Genomic DNA, 19,077 nt, shown 5'->3' with positions numbered 1-19,077 from the left:
ATTATCTTTTTAATGTAAAATGACTCTTGTAACTACGACCGTCTTCTAAAGTGATAAAAAACCAATAATCACTTGTCGGCATCTGTTTTCCATTATAAGTACCATCCCAACCCCGGCTTGACGGTTTTATTTGAGTAATAAATTTCCCGAAACGATCGAATATTTTTATATCAGATCTCGATTGAAATTGTGAGTTAATACCATAGACTTGCCACGTATCATTTACACCATCGCCATTAGGTGTAAAATAAAGCGGGAAACCAACGACCGAAATAGTTTGATCAATACTACCACAATTATTTTTTACATCTGTAACGATTACCGAATAAATGCCTGGAGACACTTGTGTAAAGGTATTATTTTCTTGGAAAGAAGTCGTTTCTCCCGCTTCATTAACTAGCGCGTAAACATAATCGCCTTCACCAGAAGTGAGCACGGTTACTGTATTATTACGAATACTATTATCTGTAATCTCTACGGCATTTATAGTTGCAATGTTTGAGGGTTCTATTTCAATTGTTCGTGTTTTCGAGCAGTTGGTGTTCGGGTTAGTAACGGTTACCGTGTAGGTTCCTATTTCATTTATATCAATGTTTTGAGTGGTTTCGCCTGTAGACCATTCATATAAAAAGTTATTTGGGTTGGCATTTATAACGCCGCCATTTATGGTTACTGTTTCAGGGAAATCGTTAAGACAATACAATAACGATTCATTGTTCGCTAATTGTGGTAATGGGGTTATAGTTAATAACACGTCACTAATTCCATAACACGCATTATCATTTTCTACGCGTACATAAATGGTTTGTGAGTAGGGTACGGTGTTTTCGTAACTAGAATTTGAGGCGCCCGTTTCAATAATAGGATTAACTTCTAATAAAGCATCCGTATAACTTTCGTAATAATTTATAGTTAAATCTTGAGGTAGTCCAGTTAGAATAGTATCTGTAAACGTGCTGAGGTCGAACATGTGGATACCGTCTTCCGAATCTAAAGTGTCGCACACAGGGTCGGCAACATAATCACTAATTTGTGTCGTACTAACTTCAATTGTTAAGGTAGTGAAATTAACACAGTCTGTTTCTGTGTTTGATGCGCGCACAAAAAGTGTTTGCGGATTTTCAATATTATTATAGGCATCAGCACTTAAAGGATTTGCATTGTTTTGCGCATTATCGTTGGTTAAAAAATACGAAACTGCAATAGTGTCTGTTTGGTTGTTTAGAATTGTATTATCCGCTTCAGTTAAATTAAAAGTGGTAATTCCATCGTTTATGCCATCTTCATCACACTGAAATAAGCTACTCGCTACAACATCGGGAATTGGGTTTATATTCAGCACAAATGAACCCGTTACAAAGCACACTATATTATTTATATTTTCAACACGAACAAAAATAGTTTCTGTAAATGCTGTTTGGTTTGTGTAATTATTAGTTAATGCGTTTGTATTGTTGACGGCATCTGTTTGTGAGCTGTGGTAAGACACTGTATAATCGGAAGCATTTTGATCGCTTAAAATAGTAGCATTAAAATTACTTAGGTCGGTTTCAGAAAAGCCGTCTGTAGGGTTTGCATCGGTATCACAATTATTAAAATCGACTAAACTTGAGAGCGTTGGGGTAGTTGTCATTGTTATAGTAACCGCTGTCGTTTGGTAACACTTAGGGTTTTCATTATTTTCTACTCGAGCGACTAAAGTTTCAATTGGTGTTATTACGGTGTAGTCACCTAGAATTTCATTCTCATTGGCATCAGCATCAATTTGCGTGTTAAAATATTTTACACTGAAGGCTGTTGGATCTTGTGTTAATAGAATCTCCGGATTTAAAAGGGTTAAATTGAAAGCTTCAGAATTATCATTATCGACATCACAAATTGAAATGGTGTTGGGTGGATTAGCAGTAGGAATACCGTAGTAAGTTACAATTGCAAGACCTTCCAACGTATTACAGTTTCCGTTTTGTAAGTCGATAACCACTTCGTAGGTGCCGTTGTCGGTAATCTCTAATTCGTAAGGTGTAGCGGGGTTTGTTGGCGGAATGGCATTGCCATCTTTAGTCCAGCTGTACGTTGCACCTGGCACATTGTCGGCTGTTAATATGTAAGTGTCTCCATCGCATAATGGTAGACTTACAGTATTAACATTATTTTGAATAATATCGATAGTCTGACTAAAAAAAGAGGTGATAAATGGAGGTAAACCTTGGCGGGCATTTCTACCATTTAAACTTACGGCATTGTGTAAGTAATTACTATCTACTCCTAAAATGTTTGGCGCGTCTATGACGCCTAAAAAAGGAAGCCCGACGTCGTAGGTAGAGCTTAAAGCACGATAAATTTTTCCATCTGGACCTAATTGTAAACCACCGCGATACAGTGTGCGATCGTCAAGAACGACTTGGCTTGCAGAAATATTATTAATTGCTAAATTGTATTGAATAAGAGATGATTTGTGATTACTGGGAATGTTGTTTTCCGATGGACTTTGAAAAAAATCGTTAGAAGAGGTTACGTACAGTAATTGACTATTTGGGGAAAATTCTACACCATACGGTTTGTTACTATTTTGAGTATTTATTTGAAGGTTCTGACGGTTAGAGACAAGTCCCGATTGTTTATCAAAATCAGCAATAAATAAACCGTCTTTAACATTTGCGCAAGCTAATCGGTTGCCGTCTGGCGAGAACTTTAAACTGCCACGCGCATCATTTACGTTAACGTTCAAACTAGAGGTAATCGCTGTACTATTTACGCCTGTATTGGAGACTTCGTAAGCGTGAAAGGTATTCATTCCCGTTGTGTTATACCCGCTACTGCTAGAGAAGGCGATAACCCAAATATTTCCGGTAACACAATCTTTTAAAACTGCTGAAATTTTTTCGGAACAGGCAGCTAATAAGTTTATGTTTTTATCAGTGACTGCACCATTGCCATTGTCGGCGGTCATATCAACAACAGAATAATTTAAACCTGTAAGATTTTGGTTAGAGCCCACCGTAAAAATATAGTAAATATCAGGATCACCTGGTTTAGGTACAATAATCGCCGACTGCGAACTTGAAGCATCCCCAAAAAGACCTGTGCCGTTCGTCATTGTGTTGTGAGCGGCGTTGTAAACCGTTGTTCCATCTGTGTATAAAACTAAATCTCCATTACCATTAGATATGGTTGTACAGCCTTCAACGGTCGCTAACTGCCCATCACTTAAAGCGGTAATGGTACTTGTGTTTATATCAAAATTTATTCCAGCATTATCTCCAAAATACCAGTTAGACGCTTCGTTTTGTCCGTAAGTAAATACAAAACTCAACAAAAATAATAGTAAAAAATTTCTTTTCATTTTTATAATATAACAATACCTATCAAAGGTATCATTTTAAAAATAAAACATTAACTGTACTATTATTAAAAAGGGGCAGTTATTTAAGATGCTTGCCAGTTAACAGTATTATAAATCTCTTTTTTGCAATAGTTTATAAGAAAACACAATAAAGAAGGTGGTCCAAAATAGTACAATAACGATATCGTACCAATGTACGGCATAGTCGAAATCGAATTGCTCTCCAACTTGATTAGCCATTTCTTTAACCGCTCCTAATCTTGAAAAGGGCTGTTTAATTAAATTAGACATGGATTGTAAGGGGAAGAATTGCGTAATAGCATCGGCGTATTCTGTAGTTTTATCCCATAAGTTTAAAACGATTCTTGCTAGACCTTCTACCATATACCACACAAACAAAAAGCCTAAAGCGAACGCAGAACGTTTTATTAAAATCCCCAAGAACAAACAGAAAGAAAAGAAGCCTAATAGCTTAATAAAAAAGGCGAATAAATAATCTAAATCGCTAAATACAATACTGGCTTCTGTAAAGCTAGAAAAAATATAACCCAAAATTAAAGAGATAATAAAGACGAAAATTGTAGAAATAAGCGCAAAAGCGGCAACAGTTAAAAATTTTGAAAGAATAAACTCCTTTTTACTTAAACCGTCTATTAAGTTCTGTTTTATAGTTTTATTGCTGTATTCGTTGGCCATCATACTTACAATAACTATGGCTAAAAAGAATTTTAAGGCCGCAGCAACATAGGTGTTAAAATGCCAGATAAACGGAAAATTGAAAATGCCTTGTTCTGCTAAATGAAATCTAAAAAAGCCGAAATCAAATTTTATAGCTGAGATAAGCGCAATACATGATAAAAGAATAAAATAGGCAAGGATAAGTACTTTGCTCGCTCTATTATTCCATAATTTTATAAATTCTATATTTAAAAGTCGTAACATATATAAGAGTTTTACTGAAGCCTGTTCAGAAGGTTTTTTAGTTTTAAGCGGAAGGGTTGTCGGTTAGTTTTAAGAATTGTTCTTCTAAACTTTCTTTTCTCATAACCAAATGCGAGAGGAAGATACCAGAATTAAAAAGCTGCTTATTAAATTCTGAAGCAGACAGAGGTTCTTTTAAAAAGGCAGTAACCATATCGTCTTTCTTTACTGTTTTGTTAATAGAAGGGTGGGCTTCTAAAAATGTGATAAGCTTAGCGCTGTCTTCGCTCTTAAGTTCGAAAAAACCGTGGCTAGAAATCATTTCGTCTACACGTCCAGAATATAATTTTTCACCTTTTCTAAGTACGACAACGTGTGTGCATACTTTTTCGACTTCATCTAACAAATGAGACGCTAATAGAATAGTGGTGCCGTTACTTGCAATTTGCTGTATTAAGGCTCTTATTTTATGAATGCCTTGCGGATCTAAGCCATTTGTGGGCTCGTCTAAAATTAAAATTTCGGGATCGTTAAGAAGCGCAGATGCTATGGCTAAACGTTGTTTCATTCCCAGAGAGAAGGTTTGAAACTTACTGTCTTTTCGTTCTATTAAATCGACTAACTCTAACTTTTCTAAAATTTTAGAAGTATCGATACCTTTTATCTTACAAACCAGTTCTAGATTCTTGTATGCCGTCATGTACGGGTAAAAATTTGGCCTTTCTATAATAGCACCTACTTTCTTAAGAGCGTTATGCGTGGTAACTTTACCGTCGAACCATTTAAAATCCCCACTGGTTTTATTGACTACATTTAAAGCAATACCTAAGGTGGTCGATTTCCCGCTTCCGTTAGGTCCTAAAATGCCATAGACATTACCTTTTTCAATGGTAAACGATAAGTTCTTTACGGCGGTAAGTAGTCCGTATTTTTTAGTTAGATTATTAATGGTAAGAATAGTGCTCAAGATAATTGGTTTTTGGTGCGTTAAAAATAAGACGATACTATAAGCCTTTTGTTACATCGTTTTCTAATAAAATAGATTTTATATTTTTATAAAGTACTCTTTCTAGACTTTTTATTGCTAACAATTGGCCATAAAAAAAGCTAAAATAAAAAAACAATGTGCTCCTTTATTTTAGCTTTTCAGTCTTTTAAAGACTTTAAATATAGTGTAATGTGTTAGACTAATTCCAGTTTTCGTCGAAATTTAGATTATCGTAATCATTAACATCGAAATCGTCGTCAAATTCATCGAAAACATCGTCTTCATCTTCATCTAAGTTTTCAGCTTCAAACACTTTATCAGGTGCTTCATCTGGTACTTGCCCTTTAACGAACATTAAATTAGGGTAATCTACACCTTCAGTTTCTTCAGCAATTTCAGCTAACTCCACAAAAAACGTCCACAAACTAAAAAAGTCGTACACATAAATTAATTTTGTTTGTTCTTCGTGTATAGTATCCGAAAGGTTGGTTTCATTCATTAATCGGACGTCACTGCCACCCTCACTCATATCAAAAAGCGATATTTCTTCACCTTGGTTCCATTGCTCATCACTTAAGTAAAAGGACGCCATTTCTGTACCATCAAATCCAAACGATTGTGTAATAATATTGTGTAAATCTTCTAAAGTGTCTGTTTCACGTATTTCTAAATCGCGAAAAATATCCTCTTTCGTATCGTTATCTAAGATGACTCTAAATCTATAAATCATAATCTTTAATTAAGGTGCAAAGTTACAAAGTTTCAATTTTGTTTTTAGGTTTTGACGCCTCTAATATCAGGTAGAACTGAAAACCGAATAGAATACTTGCTAATACAATGTGAAGCGATTGACTGCCAAACGGAAAATTGAAATTAGCCATCGCAATACCCGTTATTGTTTCTAGAATTAAAAGCACAATAACCCCATTTAGTTTGTTGTGTTTTAAGTGGTGCTTTCTATTTAAATACAGTAAAAAGAAATTAACAGCAAGGACTAGAATAGAAAACGAACGGTGAATGTAAAAGGTTATAGGAGCATCGTTAAGCCACAAGGCATTTGTGCCATAACCTAGTGCTTTAATTTGCTCGTCGACAAACTGTCTTACTTGCGTTCCTAAAACTATTTGAATAAGTGTTAATACCGATGAAAACACGAGTAGCTTATAAAAGAAAGCATTGTATTTAAACGGTCTTTTATTGGTTTTGGTTATGTAGATTAAATATAAATTAAGGGCCACAATAACGAGCGCCATTACCATATGAATGGTTATTTTGTAGGGTGATAAATTAGAATCTACAACTGTTTTGCCTAGCCAAGCTTGGAAACCCATGCTAAATAGAATTAAGACTGAAAGTATGGGGATCCAACTATTTTTTCGCCAAAACCAAAAGGACATAACTGTAAAAATTAAAATAGGAATTCCAGACAATGCGCCCGACAAACGGTTGATATATTCCACCCAAGTATGCACGGGGTTGTAAACGGCATAATCGTGTTTTGTGTACGCTTCCCAATTACTAGAGTTTAAAGCATTGCCAGAACTGAATTTGGTTTTAGCGACCAAAAGGGCTTCATCTTTAATAATAACAATGCCTTTTTTGTATTCGAAATTAGGTTTAAATTCTAATTCTGAAGCTTCGGTAGGCGGAATGTAGTATCCAAAACATTTTGGCCAATCGGGACAGCCCATTCCAGACCCCGTCATGCGCACAACAGCCCCTGCGATAATTACAACATAGACTAAAATTAATGCTGTTTTTACTAACGTTCTAAAATTTTTATGCATTTTAAATCTGTTTTAACCCCAGTTTTTCTCCTACTTTAAGCATTATATTGAAAGCTGCATCGTGTTCGTTTGGGATATCTCCTTCTATAATAGCTTCTTTAATGGCCTCTTTAATAACACCTATTTCGCGAGAAGGTTTTAAGTTGAAGGTTTTCATTATTTCTTCACCGGTAACTGGCGGCTGAAAATTACGCACTTGGTCGCGTTCTTCTACTTCAACTATTTTCTCTCTAACAATTTTAAAGTTGTTATGGTATTTATTAAATTTTTTAGGATTTTTTGTCGTGATATCGGCCTCACAAAGCGTCATTAAATCATCGACAAATTCGCCAGCATCAAAAACCAGACGTCTTACTGCGGAATCGGTAACCGTCTCCTGAGCAAGAACAATAGGTCGCGAACTCATAAATACTAGCTTTTGGACAAATTTCATTTTTTCATTAAGCGGCATTTTTAAACGCTTAAATAAATGATAGATCATTTTAGAGCCTTCAAATTCGTGTGCGTGAAATGTCCACCCTGCTTTTTTGCTAAATTTTTTCGTCGGTGCTTTTCCTATATCGTGTAATAAAGCCGCCCAGCGTAACCACAGATCGTTGGTATGTTCCGCTATATTGTCTAAAACCTCCAAGGTGTGATAAAAGTTATCTTTATGGGTTTGGCCGTCAACTTCGTCAATACCTTTTAGAGCCGTAAGTTCGGGTAAGATATGTTTTAAAAGTCCGGTTTTCTCTAACAGTAAAAAGCCTTTGGAAGGTGTTTTACTTTCAATAATTTTATGAAGCTCGACAACAATGCGTTCGTTGGTAATAATTTTAATGCGTTCGCTGTTTCTTGTAATAGCTAGTAACGATTCGTGTTCAATCTCAAAATCTAATTGCGAAGCAAAACGAATAGCGCGGAGCATTCTTAAAGGGTCATCGCTATAGGTTATATCCGGGTTTAAAGGTGTTTTTATAATCTTATTGTCAAGATCTTCAATACCATTAAAAGGATCTAAAAGATCACCGAAATGAGTTTTAGAGAGGTTTAAAGCTAAAGCATTCATTGTGAAATCGCGACGATCTTGGTCGTCTTGAAGTGATCCGTTTTCAACAACCGGGTTTCTGCTGTCTTGTGTATACGATTCTTTACGGGCACCAACAAACTCGATTTCTATCTCTTGAAAACGCAACATTGCTGTACCATACGTTTTAAAAATCTGAACTTTTGGTTTATTAGGCAAATTTTTTGCAACTTGTTTTGCTAGAGCGATACCGCTGCCAATAGCAACAATATCGATGTCTTTAGCGTCGCCGCGATGTAATAAAAAATCACGAACAAAACCTCCAATGACATAACTGTCTAAATTTAATTCGGCTGCAGATTTAGATATGGTATTAAATATGGTATGCTGTAATGCTTCTTTGTAATTCATCGCTTTCTTGCCCACTTACTCGCGAATAATTTTTATAGATCCGCTAGTACTTAGTTTAAAAATACTAGACGGTTTTGTGTTTTTAGTTTCGCTCTGCGAATTTACAATATAATCCACACCTTTTAAAATGACCTCGCTTATTTCTTTAAACGATTTTGGCGTAGGATCACCAGAAATATTAGCCGATGTAGAGACTAACGGTTTACCCAATTTTCTAATTAATTTTTCGCAAAACTCGTGCTTAACTACGCGAATTGCAAGTGTGTTGTCTTCGGCAATTAAATTTTCGGCAACGCCAGCAGGATTATCGTAAATAACAGTGGTGGGTGTTACCGATAAATCTAAAATATCGTAGGCGACGTTAGGGACATTATCCACGTGTTTTTCTAACAACCCATAATTGTGTACAAGGCAAATCATCGCTTTTTTTTCGGTACGCTGCTTTAATTTATAAATTTTCTCTACCGCTTCGGCATTTGTTGCATCGCAACCAATACCCCAAACCGTATCTGTAGGGTATAAAATAATGCCACCTGACTTTAAAATTTCGTAAACTTTATATATTTCTTCTTTCATCTCTGCAAAGGTCTTGAATTTTCTATTAATACGACACGTTTCAATAGTATTAAAAGTAATTGTAATTGATATTTAAATTTTAAATTTGTCGTTTAAATAGTAAAAATAGTTGCTAATTTGTATTTATGATTAATGTAACCCAAACTTTTTTACCTCCAATAGAGGAATATACGCTCATTTTAAATAGAGCGTGGAGGAATAAATGGATTACCAATAGGGGAGAGCTTTTAATAGAATTGGAGGCTAAGTTGTCTGATGTTTTGGGAGTTGAACATTTCTTTGTCACTACAAATGGTACGTTGCCCTTACAAATAGCGATAAAAGCGTTAGGAATAACCAAGGAAATAATAACGACTCCTTTTAGTTATGTGGCAACAACTTCTAGTATTGTTTGGGAGAACTGTACACCTGTTTTTGTGGATATAGAAAAAGAAACGTTAACTATAGATTGTTCGAAAATTGAAGCAGCAATAACGAGTGACACCGAAGCTATTTTAGTTACTCACGTTTTTGGAAATCCTTGCGATATAGAAGCTATTGCAGTACTTGCTAAAAAACACAATCTTAAAGTTATATACGATGGTGCGCACTGTTTTAATGTGCAATACAAAGGACAATCAATTTTTAATTATGGCGATGTAAGTACGGTTAGTTTTCACTCCACCAAGCTATTTCATACTGGTGAAGGCGGCGCTATGTTTATGAGAGATAAAGTTTTATACGATAAAGTTCTTTATCATCACAATTTCGGACACAATGGTCGCGAAAAATTTCACGGTCTAGGTATTAATGCCAAAGCGTCAGAGCTACAAGCAGCAATGGGATTGGCTGTTTTGCCGTATATGAAAACAATTATTGAAAAGAGAAAACAGTTAGTGGAGATTTACGAAAATGTATTTAGAGGTTTGGAAGGGATTCAATTAGTGAGATTTCGAGAAGGTGCGACCCGAAACTATTCTTATATGCCGGTTATTTTTAAAGATGAAGGGACTCTTTTAAAGGTGAAGAAGGCCTTAGAAGATAAAGATATTGTACCCAGACGTTATTTTTATCCGTCTTTAAATACATTAGACTACGTGCATTCTAATAAAGAAATGCCAGTTTCAGAATCTATTTCAAAACGCATTCTGTGTTTGCCTTTGTATTATGAGCTTAAAGAAGAGGAAGTGAAATTAATACTATCAATAATTACTAATACAATTTAATAATTTTGAAACCAATTATCTATTTAATAGGCGTCGGAAATTACACAGAAGTTATAATCGAGCTTGCTGAGGATTGTGGTTATGACGTCAAGGGACTGTATCACTATAATAATGAAAGAATAGGTGAGTTAGTTTTAGGTGTTCCTATTATTGGATGCACAGAAGAGGTGTATAAAGAAGACATAAGTAATTTAAATTTTGCTGTAACTATGGGCGAAAATAAATTGCGATGTCAAATTGCGGAGAAGTTAAGATTATTAGGAGCTAACACTCCAAATTTAATCCATCCTAATGCTTTTATTAGTCCATCGGCGGTTATTGGAGAAGGATGTTTTATACATTTAAACGCTAAGATTAGTACTAATTGTACCTTAGGTAATGACTGTGTCATTGATTTTAATAGTTTAGTAGCACATCACGCGCGCTTGGATAATGGCTGTTATTTGTCTTCATTATCTATGGTTGGCTCGTATTGTAAACTAGGGAAACGTGTCCTTTTAGGGATGAATGCGTTAGTTATTCCCTTAAAATTAATATTGGGGGACGATTGTATTGTAGGAGCAAAAGCTAACGTTACAAAATCATTTCCCGATAACACTGTGCTTATTGGTAACCCTGCTAAGCCACTTATAAAAAAATAAAATGAGACCATTATTAAGTATTTGTTGTACCACGTTTAATCATGTAAAATATGTTAAAGAAACTATTGAAGGTTTCTTGACTCAACAAACTAATTTTCCTATCGAAATTATAATTCATGATGATGCATCTACAGATGGAACCGCAGATATTATTAAAGAATACGCTAGCAAGGACGATAGAATAGTGACCATTTTACAAGATGAAAACCAATATTCTAAAAAAATAAAACCGTGGAGGAACTTTGTCTTTCCAAAAGCAAAAGGTAAATATATCGCGTTATGCGAAGGGGATGATTACTGGACCGACCCCTTAAAACTACAAAAGCAAGTCGATTTTTTAGAAGCCAATAATGATTTTGCATTATGTTTTCATAATAGTAAAAAGTATTTTCAAGGAACGGATACTTTTGAGATAAATACAGCATCGGCAGAGGTACCTAATGTAACAACTTCGGTAGATTTGGCAGACTATAATTATATAGCCACTCCAACTGTTGTTATGCGCAATGATTTTAAATTGTCGCCATGGTTTGACTTGATGCCAGTTGGCGATTGGCCTTTGTTTTTTATTCAAGTTCAAGATAAAAAAATAATGAAACTTGACGATTATATGTGTGTTTATAGAATACACGATAAAGGTATATGGTCTTCAGCAAGTGAGCAGCAGCGACTGGAAATGGATATAAATACAATAAAACCGATATTAGATAATGTAGACTTACCTAAAGTGGCAAATACAGCTCTAAATAAAAAATATAAAGAAAAAGTAAGGGCATTAAAAAAGCTAAATAAAAAGCCGTTTTTCAGTTTTAAGCATTTATTTTCTAAATCTTAAACGACTTTTGTAACAGTTCTGTTTTCTGTGGCGTTTAATAATTTGGCGCGCTTTAAAACCGATCGTCTTTTTAGTCTATTTTTAATTTTTTTACTCCCATAAAAGGTTAAATAATCTAATATTTCTTCTGGACTAAAAAGTTCGACAAGTTTAAAATGATAGTGCATTTTTTCTTCACCTTCAGATAAAATTGGAGTAGAACGTGCTGTAAAGGAGTTTTTAAATGTGGCTTTAATTAATGGTGTCGCTTGTTGTTTCGTTTCAGTATCTAGTTTTTCGTAACAATGTCTTAATGTTAACATTTTTAAATAAGTAATGTACATAGATACCATATTTTTATCTGTCTTATACTCTTCGTTTTTATAATAGTTCTTGTAGAGATACTCAATTATAAAAAGATAAGATTCTAAATTTTTTATGTTGAAGTTATTGGTAATAGAAGCCGTATTTGCGACGTTATAAAAATAGGTCGCTTGATCATTAAAGATAATGCCTTTAGTATGAAATAACGTTTCGAAAAACCACAGTTCGTCCTCGTGATAAATTCCTCTTTTAAAGTTTAAATTATGGAAATCGATAAACGTTTTTTTAATTAAACGGTTCCAAGCAACACAAATAAATGGTTCTTCAATGGCCTTACTTAATAGTTTTTTAGAGTCGTTTTTAAATACTGTAAACGGTTTTGGCGTGTGCGATAAGTGATCTTTTATTGTTTTATTCTGTCCTTCTGTAATAGCGCATTTCCCATAAACGATATCTGTGTCTTCACTAGTTAATGCTAATAAATTACTAAGCGTATTATCGGGAATTAAATCATCTGAGTCTAAAAAATAAACATAGCTACCAGACGCTTTTTCTAGCCCTTTATTTCGCGCTGCCGAAAGGCCTTGGTTCTCTTGATAAAAATATTTAAATCGACTGTCTTTTGCTACCCATTCCTTACAAATGGAAGCGGTGTTATCCTGACTGCCGTCGTTTATAATAAGACATTCCCAGTTCTTATAATCTTGAGAATGGACACTTTCTAATGTTTTGGAAACAAAATCCTTAACATTATAACAAGGAACAATTATAGACACTACAGGATTGGACATAGATGAAGTTATAATTTTAAAACAGCTAAATTAAATTAATTTGAAGAATATACACTCGTAAGTCTATAAAAAAGGCGTTATCAAGAAATAAACGTAAGTTTTTTAAAATAATGACACTTTTAAATCGTTTAAAACAGAATACTCTAAAAGAGGTTCTGATAAAATTGCTATTTTTGGACTATGAATACAAATATTAAGACGATAAAACCGAAACCATTAGCGTTTTTTGAGAGTAACCCTTTAACTCTTAAACGCGTTTCCCGACCCAAGGTTTCTATAATTATACCCGTTTATAATCACATAGTGTATACGTTAAATTGCTTATATTCTATTAAAGAAGATTGTGAGCAAAACGACGTTGAGGTTATCGTTATTAACGATTGTAGCACAGACGACACTTTAGAGCGTTTAGATACGGTTGACGGTATTACAGTTATTACAAATGAAGAGAATCTAGGGTTTTTAAAAAATATAAATAAAGGTATAAAAGCATCTCAGGGGGACTATGTTTTGCTATTAAATAACGACGTTATTGTAGAGCCTCATTTATTAGAAGAAATGTTAGCGGTTTTTGAAAACCGGAAAAATGTTGGGGGAGTCGGTGCTATGGGGATTCATCCTAGCGGCGTATTACTAGAAGCAGGAGCTACCATTTATTCCGATGGCGGTGTCGATAATATAGGTCGAGAGAACAGTCTAGAAAATCCTAAAAATCATTTTCTTAAAAAAGTTGATTATTGTTCTGGCTATTGCTTGCTGATAAAACGTTTCTTTCCAGATAAAACGTTAGTACAGCTCGACGAGTTCTTTTTACCTGCTTATTACGAAGAAACAGATTTGTGTATGCAGATACGTCATACTTATGGATTGGATATTTATTACCAACCCTTTGCAAAATTAATTCATTTTGAAAGTATATCCTATGGTAAAGAGGTCACTGATAAAAAACGACAACTCGTCGCTAAAAATAAAATTAACTTCTACAAAAAGTGGAAAAACGTTTTAGATAAAGCACCATACGATAAAACACGATTGAATCAGAAATACCTCAATAAGAATTATATAGGTGAGAAAGTGTTAGTACTAGAAGATGCCTTGACTCCCAAATTATTAGCGGAAATAAAAGCTAAGGATTGTACAGTCCATAAGGTTGCTATTCTTCTTAAAGACAAGGCGAATATAAAAAACATAAAAAAATGGCAACGTCACGGCGTCGAAATTGTGTATCCTTACGTATCTAAAGAGAACAAAACTATCAGTTTTTTAAAAATTATATCATTTATGGCTCCAGGTTTCGATAGAATTGAAACAAAAAGCATAATAAATAAATTTTATTTTTATTTAAAATCATTTATTGAATAATCGTGTTATTTTTGCGCGTGCTATTAAAATAATAAACAATCAAAATTCGAAGGTATTTCCATGTATAAAAATATTAAAAAACAAATCAGACTTGTGAAATTAAAAAATAAACTCTTAAAAGAGGGTGTTTTTTTTAACGAGGAGTCGCTGGTTTTTTCAAAAAAGAATGTTTTAATTATAGATGAAATTATACCAGAATTTAATAAAGATTCGGGCTCTAGAAGACTTAAGGAAATTATTTCAATTTTATTAAAAAATAATATAGGTGTTTTCTTATTGGCAGATTACAGGCAGCATCGTTATAAAAGTGATTATTTTGGAGTTTATAAAAAAATGGGCGTTAACGTATACCAACCCGCTATTTTTAAGGATGAGGTGTTAACGATTGAAGGTTTTATAAAATTAATTGCTCCAAAATTAAATTATGCGTGGTTACACAGACCGCATATTTTTGAGAAATACCAAAGCATTGTTAGAAACGCAAACCCGAAAGTGAAGTTAATTTACGATATGGTCGATTTTCATTATGTTAGATTACAGCGTGAATACGAGCTAAATAATAATGAAGATAATAAAATTGAGGCTCAGAAATATTTAAATCTAGAAACTAGTAATAGTAAAAAAGCAGATGTTACTATTGCTATTTCAGATACCGATAAAAGCTTACTTTTAAAACATTATAACAAACCAGAGCAAATAAAAGTGTTGAGTAATATTCATCAATATTTACCAAAAACGGCTAACTTTAAGCCCTTCGAAAAAAGGTGTAATTTGTTATTTATAGGTAATTTTAGACACACACCAAACCAAGATGCTATTGTGTTTTTACACGATAAAATTATGCCGATTGTTTGGAAAACGCTTCCTGAATTAAAAGTGGATATTATTGGGAGTTATGCTACCGAAGATATTAAAGCATTGCATTCAGATCAATTCAATATTATTGGTTTTGTAGACAAGGTTGAAGATTATTTTTATAATTCGAGACTATTTATAGCGCCGTTGCGCTATGGAGCCGGAATAAAAGGTAAAATAGGGCAGAGCTTAGAATACAGTTTACCGCTAATCACTACAGATATTGGAGCCGAAGGATTTAATTTTGGCAAACACCATAATACAATGGTTGCCAATACCAAAGAAGAAATTGCTGCAAAAATAATTGAAGTGTACACTAATAAAGAAAGTTGGGAGACTTTAAGTGCTTTTTCTGAACATATCCTGGAACCTTTTTCTTTAAAAAGCACTGAAGATACTGTGTTGAGTTTAATAAAATAAGCGATTTATTTTAAGTTGAAAACCTTCTCAATCCACTTCTCGATAGTGTATTTATTATAGGTTTGCTGCTTTAGTTCTTCGTAATTTTTGGCGAAAAAATCTTTACTTGGGAGTGTATTACTTTCGTCCATTACAAAAATATTGTTAGGGTTGTAAAACGAATAATTAAGCACATTTTTATTATTGGTAATCACTTTCTTTTTTAAGGCTAAAGCTTCAAAAAAACGGAAACTTAATCCTGTTTGGTTTTCGCGGACAAAATCAACAATAACTTTTGCTTTTTTATATTCTTCTATCAAGTGTTCCTGCGAAATATAGTCATCTTTAAATTCAATATATTGAGCCCCTTTTGTTTTAAGTGCCACGAGTTTTCTGTTTTTGCCTAAAATCAGACACTTAAAAGTGACGTCCATTTTTTTAAACCGTGCTGCCACATCAATCAACCTTGGCACTCTATCATCTAAGGAGCCTACATAAACGGCATCGTAAACTTCATTGGCTGTATCTATAACTTCCGTAAGATAATTGTAATTAGTAATAGGCAGAAAATTATATTGGGCAACGTCGTTGGCATCAAAAGAATAAATAGAGTCGAAAATACCGTCTAGTAAGTGTGTAATGGGATTCCTTTCCATACTGTCGTATAAATACGCAATATATTTATTCGTGCGTTTCTTTATTTGTAAATGGTGTTCTAAATCAATTACTTCTGGATTAATAACTAGTATCTGATCTTGAAAACCTAAACGGTCTAATTCGTGCACTATAAAATCCTGTCGTCTTAGTTTTTTTAAATTTTTATTCAAAAACACTTTACTAAGTGCGTTTGTAATTTTATCAAAGACCGAGGCGTGTTTGTAATTTCCAATTTTAATATGGTAACTATCTATACCCTTTTTTTTAAGCGCAATAGCGATGTGTTTATCGTAATCCCAATGATCAAAACTGATAATACATATTTTTTTAGGCATCTAGTCGGTTTTATAATTAATATCAAAAATAGTATAATGTTTAGTATATCGGCAATTGTTTGTTATTTTTGAAGCACTAAGTTAATCAATTTATGAAAAATATTATAGTTGGGTTTTTAATGTCTTACGATTACGACAAACTAAAACAGTCTATACCAGCAGTGTATAATGAAGCGGATAAAATTTACTTGGCGATAGATCACGACTACCGTACCTGGAAAGGAACGACTTTTTCAGTCGTTCCCGAGTTTTACGAATGGTTAGAAGATATGGATGTCGATAATAAAATCGAAATTTACCGTGATGATTTTTACAGACCAGAACTTAGTACCATACAAAACGATACCCGAGAGCGCCATTTATTATCGTTAAAAATGGGCGAAGGCAATTGGTTTATTCAAGTAGATGCCGATGAGGTTTTTATCGATTTTAAGCAGTTTGTAGATACTTTAAAATCAAAGAATCATTTTTTAGAAAACCCCAAGGCAAACCCCATACAAATAGCAGGGTTTTTAATCAATATATATAAATATTTAGACGACGGATTGTTATTTGTAGATGCCCCAACAAAAGTAATGTTGGCTACAAATTACCCTAATTATAAGCGTGCGCGAAATACTAAAGAGCGTATAATTTATACTAATAATGTATTGCTGCACGAGTGTCTATCGCGTACAGAAGCCGAATTAACGTTTAAGTTAGAAAATTGGGGCCACAGTCACCAAGTAAATAAAGAGTTTTTTCCAAAATGGAAAAAGGCAAACAAAGACAATTATAAAACGCTTAAAAATCTATTTTATTTAGATCCCCATATTTGGAAGAGTTTAGACTATTTTCCGACTCAGAATGTAACTGAAATAAAATATTTAATTGAAAGCAACCCTAAATTACAGCCTTCTACATCATTTTTGCTAAAGAAAAATTTCGGACAATGGTTTAAGTTTTTAGGCCCTTTTAAAAAGAGTAAAATAGCTTTCGAATCTTATTTTTAAATTATGCGATACATTTCAAATACCTTAATAATAGCGACCTATAATTGGCCTGAAGCTCTAGAGCTTGTTTTGCTTAGTGTAAAAAATCAGACGATTTTACCAAACGAAATCATTATTGCCGACGATGGTTCTACAGTCGAAACCAAAGCCTTAATCGATCGTTTCAAAAGCGAACTATCTATGCCGTTGCATCACGAATGGCAAGAGGATAATGGGTTTCGCAAAGCACAAATTTTAAATAAAGCCATTGCAAAGGCCAGTGGCGATTATATTATTCAAGTGGATGGCGATTGTATAATGCATCCTAATTTTATACAAGATCATTTAAAATTTGCGAATCCAAACACCTATTTGTTCGGTTCGCGAGTAAACATTCAAAAACCGTATTTAGGCACACTGTTTTCTAAAAAACAAGTGCAATTTAATGCTTTTTCTCAAGGTATAAAAAAACGTACGCGCGCGTTACATATCCCTATACTAAGTGCTTTGTATAAAGAAAGTGATGCTTTCTCTAATAAATTTAGAGGGTGCAACACCTCGTATTATAAATCCGATTTTATCGCTGTAAATGGATATAACGAAGATATCTCTGGCTGGGGACGTGAAGACTCAGAATTAATGTTACGCTACCATAATATAGGATTACATGCTAGAAGATTACGCTATCGCGGTATCGTATTTCATATTTATCACAATGAAAAATCGAGAAATAAATTGGAAATAAATGATAAAATAGAACAGCATACTATTACCGAAAAATCAACGTGGACGAATAACGGGGTAGATAAGTATTTGAAATAGACTCTTTTTATGAGTGAACGCTAAATAAACACTAAATTTACAGTCTAAATCAAACCCGTATTGAGCGAAAGATCAACTTCAAGCAACATCAGTTAGAAATTATAAAAATGCATAGAGTAATAAATCCAACATACCAAACTCATAGTGACGCCATAGATTATTTTATTTTGAATTATGAGACTGAGGGTGCGCCTTTTGGAGATCAGGAAAGAAATAGTTTGCGACTGTTTAAATTAAACAACAAAACACTAAATGCCAAGTCGTTTAAAAAACCCAATGCTATAAATAAAATTGTATATAAATATTTTAGGAAGAGTAAAGCACAACGTTCTTTTGAATATGCCAATAAGTTGAAAGAGTTAGGGATTGGCACACCAGAACCTGTGGCCTTTTATGAATTAAACAATAATTTAATTTTCGAAAAAAGTTATTATATAAGTGAACAATTAGACTGTGATATTACCTATCGAGAATTGTGTAAAAATTTAGATATACCAAATCACGAAGCAATACTTAGGGCGTTCACACATTTTACATTTCAACTACATGAAAAAGGCATTAACTTTTTAGATCATTCTCCAGGCAATACCCTAATTAAGTATAATAACGGTGATTACGAATTCTTCCTGGTAGATTTAAACCGAATGAATTTTGAAACAATGTCCTTCGAAAAGCGTATTAAAAACTTCGCAAAACTGACTATTCATAAAAGTATAATTGAAATTATGAGTGATGAATACGCTAAATTAATCACTGAAGATTATGAGAAAGTTTTTAATTTAATGTGGTACGAAACACAAGATTTTCAAGACTCTTTTCAGAGACGAAGACGACTAAAGAAAAAAATAAAGTTTTGGAAAAATAAATGA

At 33.7% G+C, this 19,077-nt stretch carries 17 protein-coding genes; 8 read left to right on the top strand and 9 right to left on the bottom strand.

Annotated elements, in window-relative coordinates; translation table 11 throughout:
- Position 1 precedes the first annotated feature (1 nt).
- The 7 genes from ES677_RS02705 to ES677_RS02675 all read right to left on the bottom strand — a co-directional run bounded on the left by ES677_RS02705 (position 2) and on the right by ES677_RS02675 (position 9,032).
- Positions 2-3,343, bottom strand: coding sequence for a T9SS type B sorting domain-containing protein (locus ES677_RS02705; protein ID WP_148380357.1), 3,342 nt, complete (start codon positions 3,341-3,343; stop codon positions 2-4).
- Between the two features lie 108 nt (positions 3,344-3,451).
- Positions 3,452-4,285, bottom strand: coding sequence for an ABC transporter permease (locus ES677_RS02700; RefSeq protein ID WP_148380356.1), 834 nt, complete (start codon positions 4,283-4,285; stop codon positions 3,452-3,454).
- A 43-nt stretch (positions 4,286-4,328) separates the two neighbouring features.
- Entirely contained in the window at positions 4,329-5,231 is a 903-nt protein-coding gene (locus ES677_RS02695) for an ABC transporter ATP-binding protein (RefSeq protein ID WP_148380355.1), read from the bottom strand.
- 220 nt (positions 5,232-5,451) lie between these two features.
- A complete protein-coding gene (locus tag ES677_RS02690; protein WP_148368152.1) occupies positions 5,452-5,982 on the bottom strand; it encodes an IS1096 element passenger TnpR family protein in 531 nt (176 codons plus the stop codon).
- A 22-nt stretch (positions 5,983-6,004) separates the two neighbouring features.
- Complete coding sequence (locus ES677_RS02685; protein WP_148380354.1) at positions 6,005-7,039, bottom strand: COX15/CtaA family protein; 1,035 nt, start codon at positions 7,037-7,039, stop codon at positions 6,005-6,007.
- Between the two features lies 1 nt (position 7,040).
- Positions 7,041-8,456: a CCA tRNA nucleotidyltransferase gene (locus ES677_RS02680; protein ID WP_148380353.1), complete on the bottom strand. Its 1,416-nt coding sequence runs from the start codon at positions 8,454-8,456 to the stop codon at positions 7,041-7,043.
- A gap of 15 nt (positions 8,457-8,471) precedes the next feature.
- The gene (locus tag ES677_RS02675) at positions 8,472-9,032 is read right to left on the bottom strand and encodes an L-threonylcarbamoyladenylate synthase (RefSeq protein WP_148368149.1); all 561 of its coding nucleotides are present in this window, start codon (positions 9,030-9,032) and stop codon (positions 8,472-8,474) included.
- A 125-nt stretch (positions 9,033-9,157) separates the two neighbouring features.
- On the opposite strand from ES677_RS02675, the gene ES677_RS02670 reads away from it, so the two are divergent.
- Genes ES677_RS02670 through ES677_RS02660 form a run of 3 tightly spaced genes read left to right on the top strand, consistent with a single transcriptional unit; the run spans position 9,158 to position 11,713 of the window.
- On the top strand, positions 9,158-10,237 hold the full coding sequence (locus ES677_RS02670; protein WP_148368148.1) for a DegT/DnrJ/EryC1/StrS family aminotransferase: 1,080 nt from the start codon (positions 9,158-9,160) through the stop codon (positions 10,235-10,237).
- 5 nt (positions 10,238-10,242) lie between these two features.
- A complete protein-coding gene (locus ES677_RS02665) occupies positions 10,243-10,878 on the top strand; it encodes a NeuD/PglB/VioB family sugar acetyltransferase (protein ID WP_148368147.1) in 636 nt (211 codons plus the stop codon).
- 1 nt (position 10,879) lies between these two features.
- Complete coding sequence (locus ES677_RS02660; RefSeq protein ID WP_148368146.1) at positions 10,880-11,713, top strand: glycosyltransferase family 2 protein; 834 nt, start codon at positions 10,880-10,882, stop codon at positions 11,711-11,713.
- On the opposite strand, the gene ES677_RS02655 is transcribed toward ES677_RS02660, so the two are convergent.
- The gene (locus tag ES677_RS02655; RefSeq protein WP_148368145.1) at positions 11,710-12,807 is read right to left on the bottom strand and encodes a glycosyltransferase family 2 protein; all 1,098 of its coding nucleotides are present in this window, start codon (positions 12,805-12,807) and stop codon (positions 11,710-11,712) included. The two genes, ES677_RS02660 and ES677_RS02655, sit on opposite strands and share 4 nt — an antisense overlap.
- 180 nt (positions 12,808-12,987) lie before the next feature.
- Here ES677_RS02655 and ES677_RS02650 point away from each other — a divergent pair, with 180 nt between their 5' ends.
- Together ES677_RS02650 and ES677_RS02645 are read left to right on the top strand one after the other, a co-directional pair.
- A complete protein-coding gene (locus ES677_RS02650; protein ID WP_148368144.1) occupies positions 12,988-14,169 on the top strand; it encodes a glycosyltransferase family 2 protein in 1,182 nt (393 codons plus the stop codon).
- A 93-nt stretch (positions 14,170-14,262) separates the two neighbouring features.
- Positions 14,263-15,444 (top strand): glycosyltransferase, encoded by a 1,182-nt coding sequence (locus ES677_RS02645; RefSeq protein ID WP_246124335.1) that lies wholly within the window; start codon positions 14,263-14,265, stop codon positions 15,442-15,444.
- A 5-nt stretch (positions 15,445-15,449) separates the two neighbouring features.
- Here the strand turns inward: ES677_RS02645 and ES677_RS02640 are convergent, their stop codons facing one another.
- Positions 15,450-16,415: a CgeB family protein gene (locus ES677_RS02640; protein WP_148368142.1), complete on the bottom strand. Its 966-nt coding sequence runs from the start codon at positions 16,413-16,415 to the stop codon at positions 15,450-15,452.
- 92 nt (positions 16,416-16,507) lie between these two features.
- Between ES677_RS02640 and ES677_RS02635 the strand changes: the two genes are divergently transcribed.
- The 3 genes from ES677_RS02635 (at position 16,508) to ES677_RS02625 (ending at position 19,077) form a co-directional block, all read left to right on the top strand.
- Complete coding sequence (locus tag ES677_RS02635; RefSeq protein WP_148380352.1) at positions 16,508-17,407, top strand: hypothetical protein; 900 nt, start codon at positions 16,508-16,510, stop codon at positions 17,405-17,407.
- Between the two features lie 3 nt (positions 17,408-17,410).
- A complete protein-coding gene (locus ES677_RS02630) occupies positions 17,411-18,208 on the top strand; it encodes a glycosyltransferase family 2 protein (RefSeq protein WP_317130602.1) in 798 nt (265 codons plus the stop codon).
- Positions 18,209-18,315: 107 nt separating this feature from the next.
- Positions 18,316-19,077 (top strand): lipopolysaccharide kinase InaA family protein, encoded by a 762-nt coding sequence (locus ES677_RS02625; RefSeq protein ID WP_148368140.1) that lies wholly within the window; start codon positions 18,316-18,318, stop codon positions 19,075-19,077.

The organism is Bizionia gelidisalsuginis (genome assembly GCF_008086185.1).
In the GTDB taxonomy this organism is placed as follows: Bacteria; Bacteroidota; Bacteroidia; order Flavobacteriales; family Flavobacteriaceae; genus Bizionia; species Bizionia saleffrena.
The sequence above is the reverse complement of the archived record's forward strand: the minus strand, read 5'-3'. Positions and strand labels throughout refer to the sequence as shown.

Bases quoted from the DNA above. Each gene is read 5' to 3' on its own strand.
- ES677_RS02705 (WP_148380357.1), bottom strand. From the start codon at position 3,343: ATGAAAAGAAATTTTTTACTATTATTTTTGTTGAGTTTTGTATTTACT.
- ES677_RS02700 (WP_148380356.1), bottom strand. From the start codon at position 4,285: ATGTTACGACTTTTAAATATAGAATTTATAAAATTATGGAATAATAGA.
- ES677_RS02690 (WP_148368152.1), bottom strand. From the start codon at position 5,982: ATGATTTATAGATTTAGAGTCATCTTAGATAACGATACGAAAGAGGAT.
- ES677_RS02685 (WP_148380354.1), bottom strand. From the start codon at position 7,039: ATGCATAAAAATTTTAGAACGTTAGTAAAAACAGCATTAATTTTAGTC.
- ES677_RS02680 (WP_148380353.1), bottom strand. From the start codon at position 8,456: ATGAATTACAAAGAAGCATTACAGCATACCATATTTAATACCATATCT.
- ES677_RS02675 (WP_148368149.1), bottom strand. From the start codon at position 9,032: ATGAAAGAAGAAATATATAAAGTTTACGAAATTTTAAAGTCAGGTGGC.
- ES677_RS02670 (WP_148368148.1), top strand. From the start codon at position 9,158: ATGATTAATGTAACCCAAACTTTTTTACCTCCAATAGAGGAATATACG.
- ES677_RS02660 (WP_148368146.1), top strand. From the start codon at position 10,880: ATGAGACCATTATTAAGTATTTGTTGTACCACGTTTAATCATGTAAAA.
- ES677_RS02655 (WP_148368145.1), bottom strand. From the start codon at position 12,807: ATGTCCAATCCTGTAGTGTCTATAATTGTTCCTTGTTATAATGTTAAG.
- ES677_RS02650 (WP_148368144.1), top strand. From the start codon at position 12,988: ATGAATACAAATATTAAGACGATAAAACCGAAACCATTAGCGTTTTTT.
- ES677_RS02640 (WP_148368142.1), bottom strand. From the start codon at position 16,415: ATGCCTAAAAAAATATGTATTATCAGTTTTGATCATTGGGATTACGAT.
- ES677_RS02635 (WP_148380352.1), top strand. From the start codon at position 16,508: ATGAAAAATATTATAGTTGGGTTTTTAATGTCTTACGATTACGACAAA.
- ES677_RS02630 (WP_317130602.1), top strand. From the start codon at position 17,411: ATGCGATACATTTCAAATACCTTAATAATAGCGACCTATAATTGGCCT.
- ES677_RS02625 (WP_148368140.1), top strand. From the start codon at position 18,316: ATGCATAGAGTAATAAATCCAACATACCAAACTCATAGTGACGCCATA.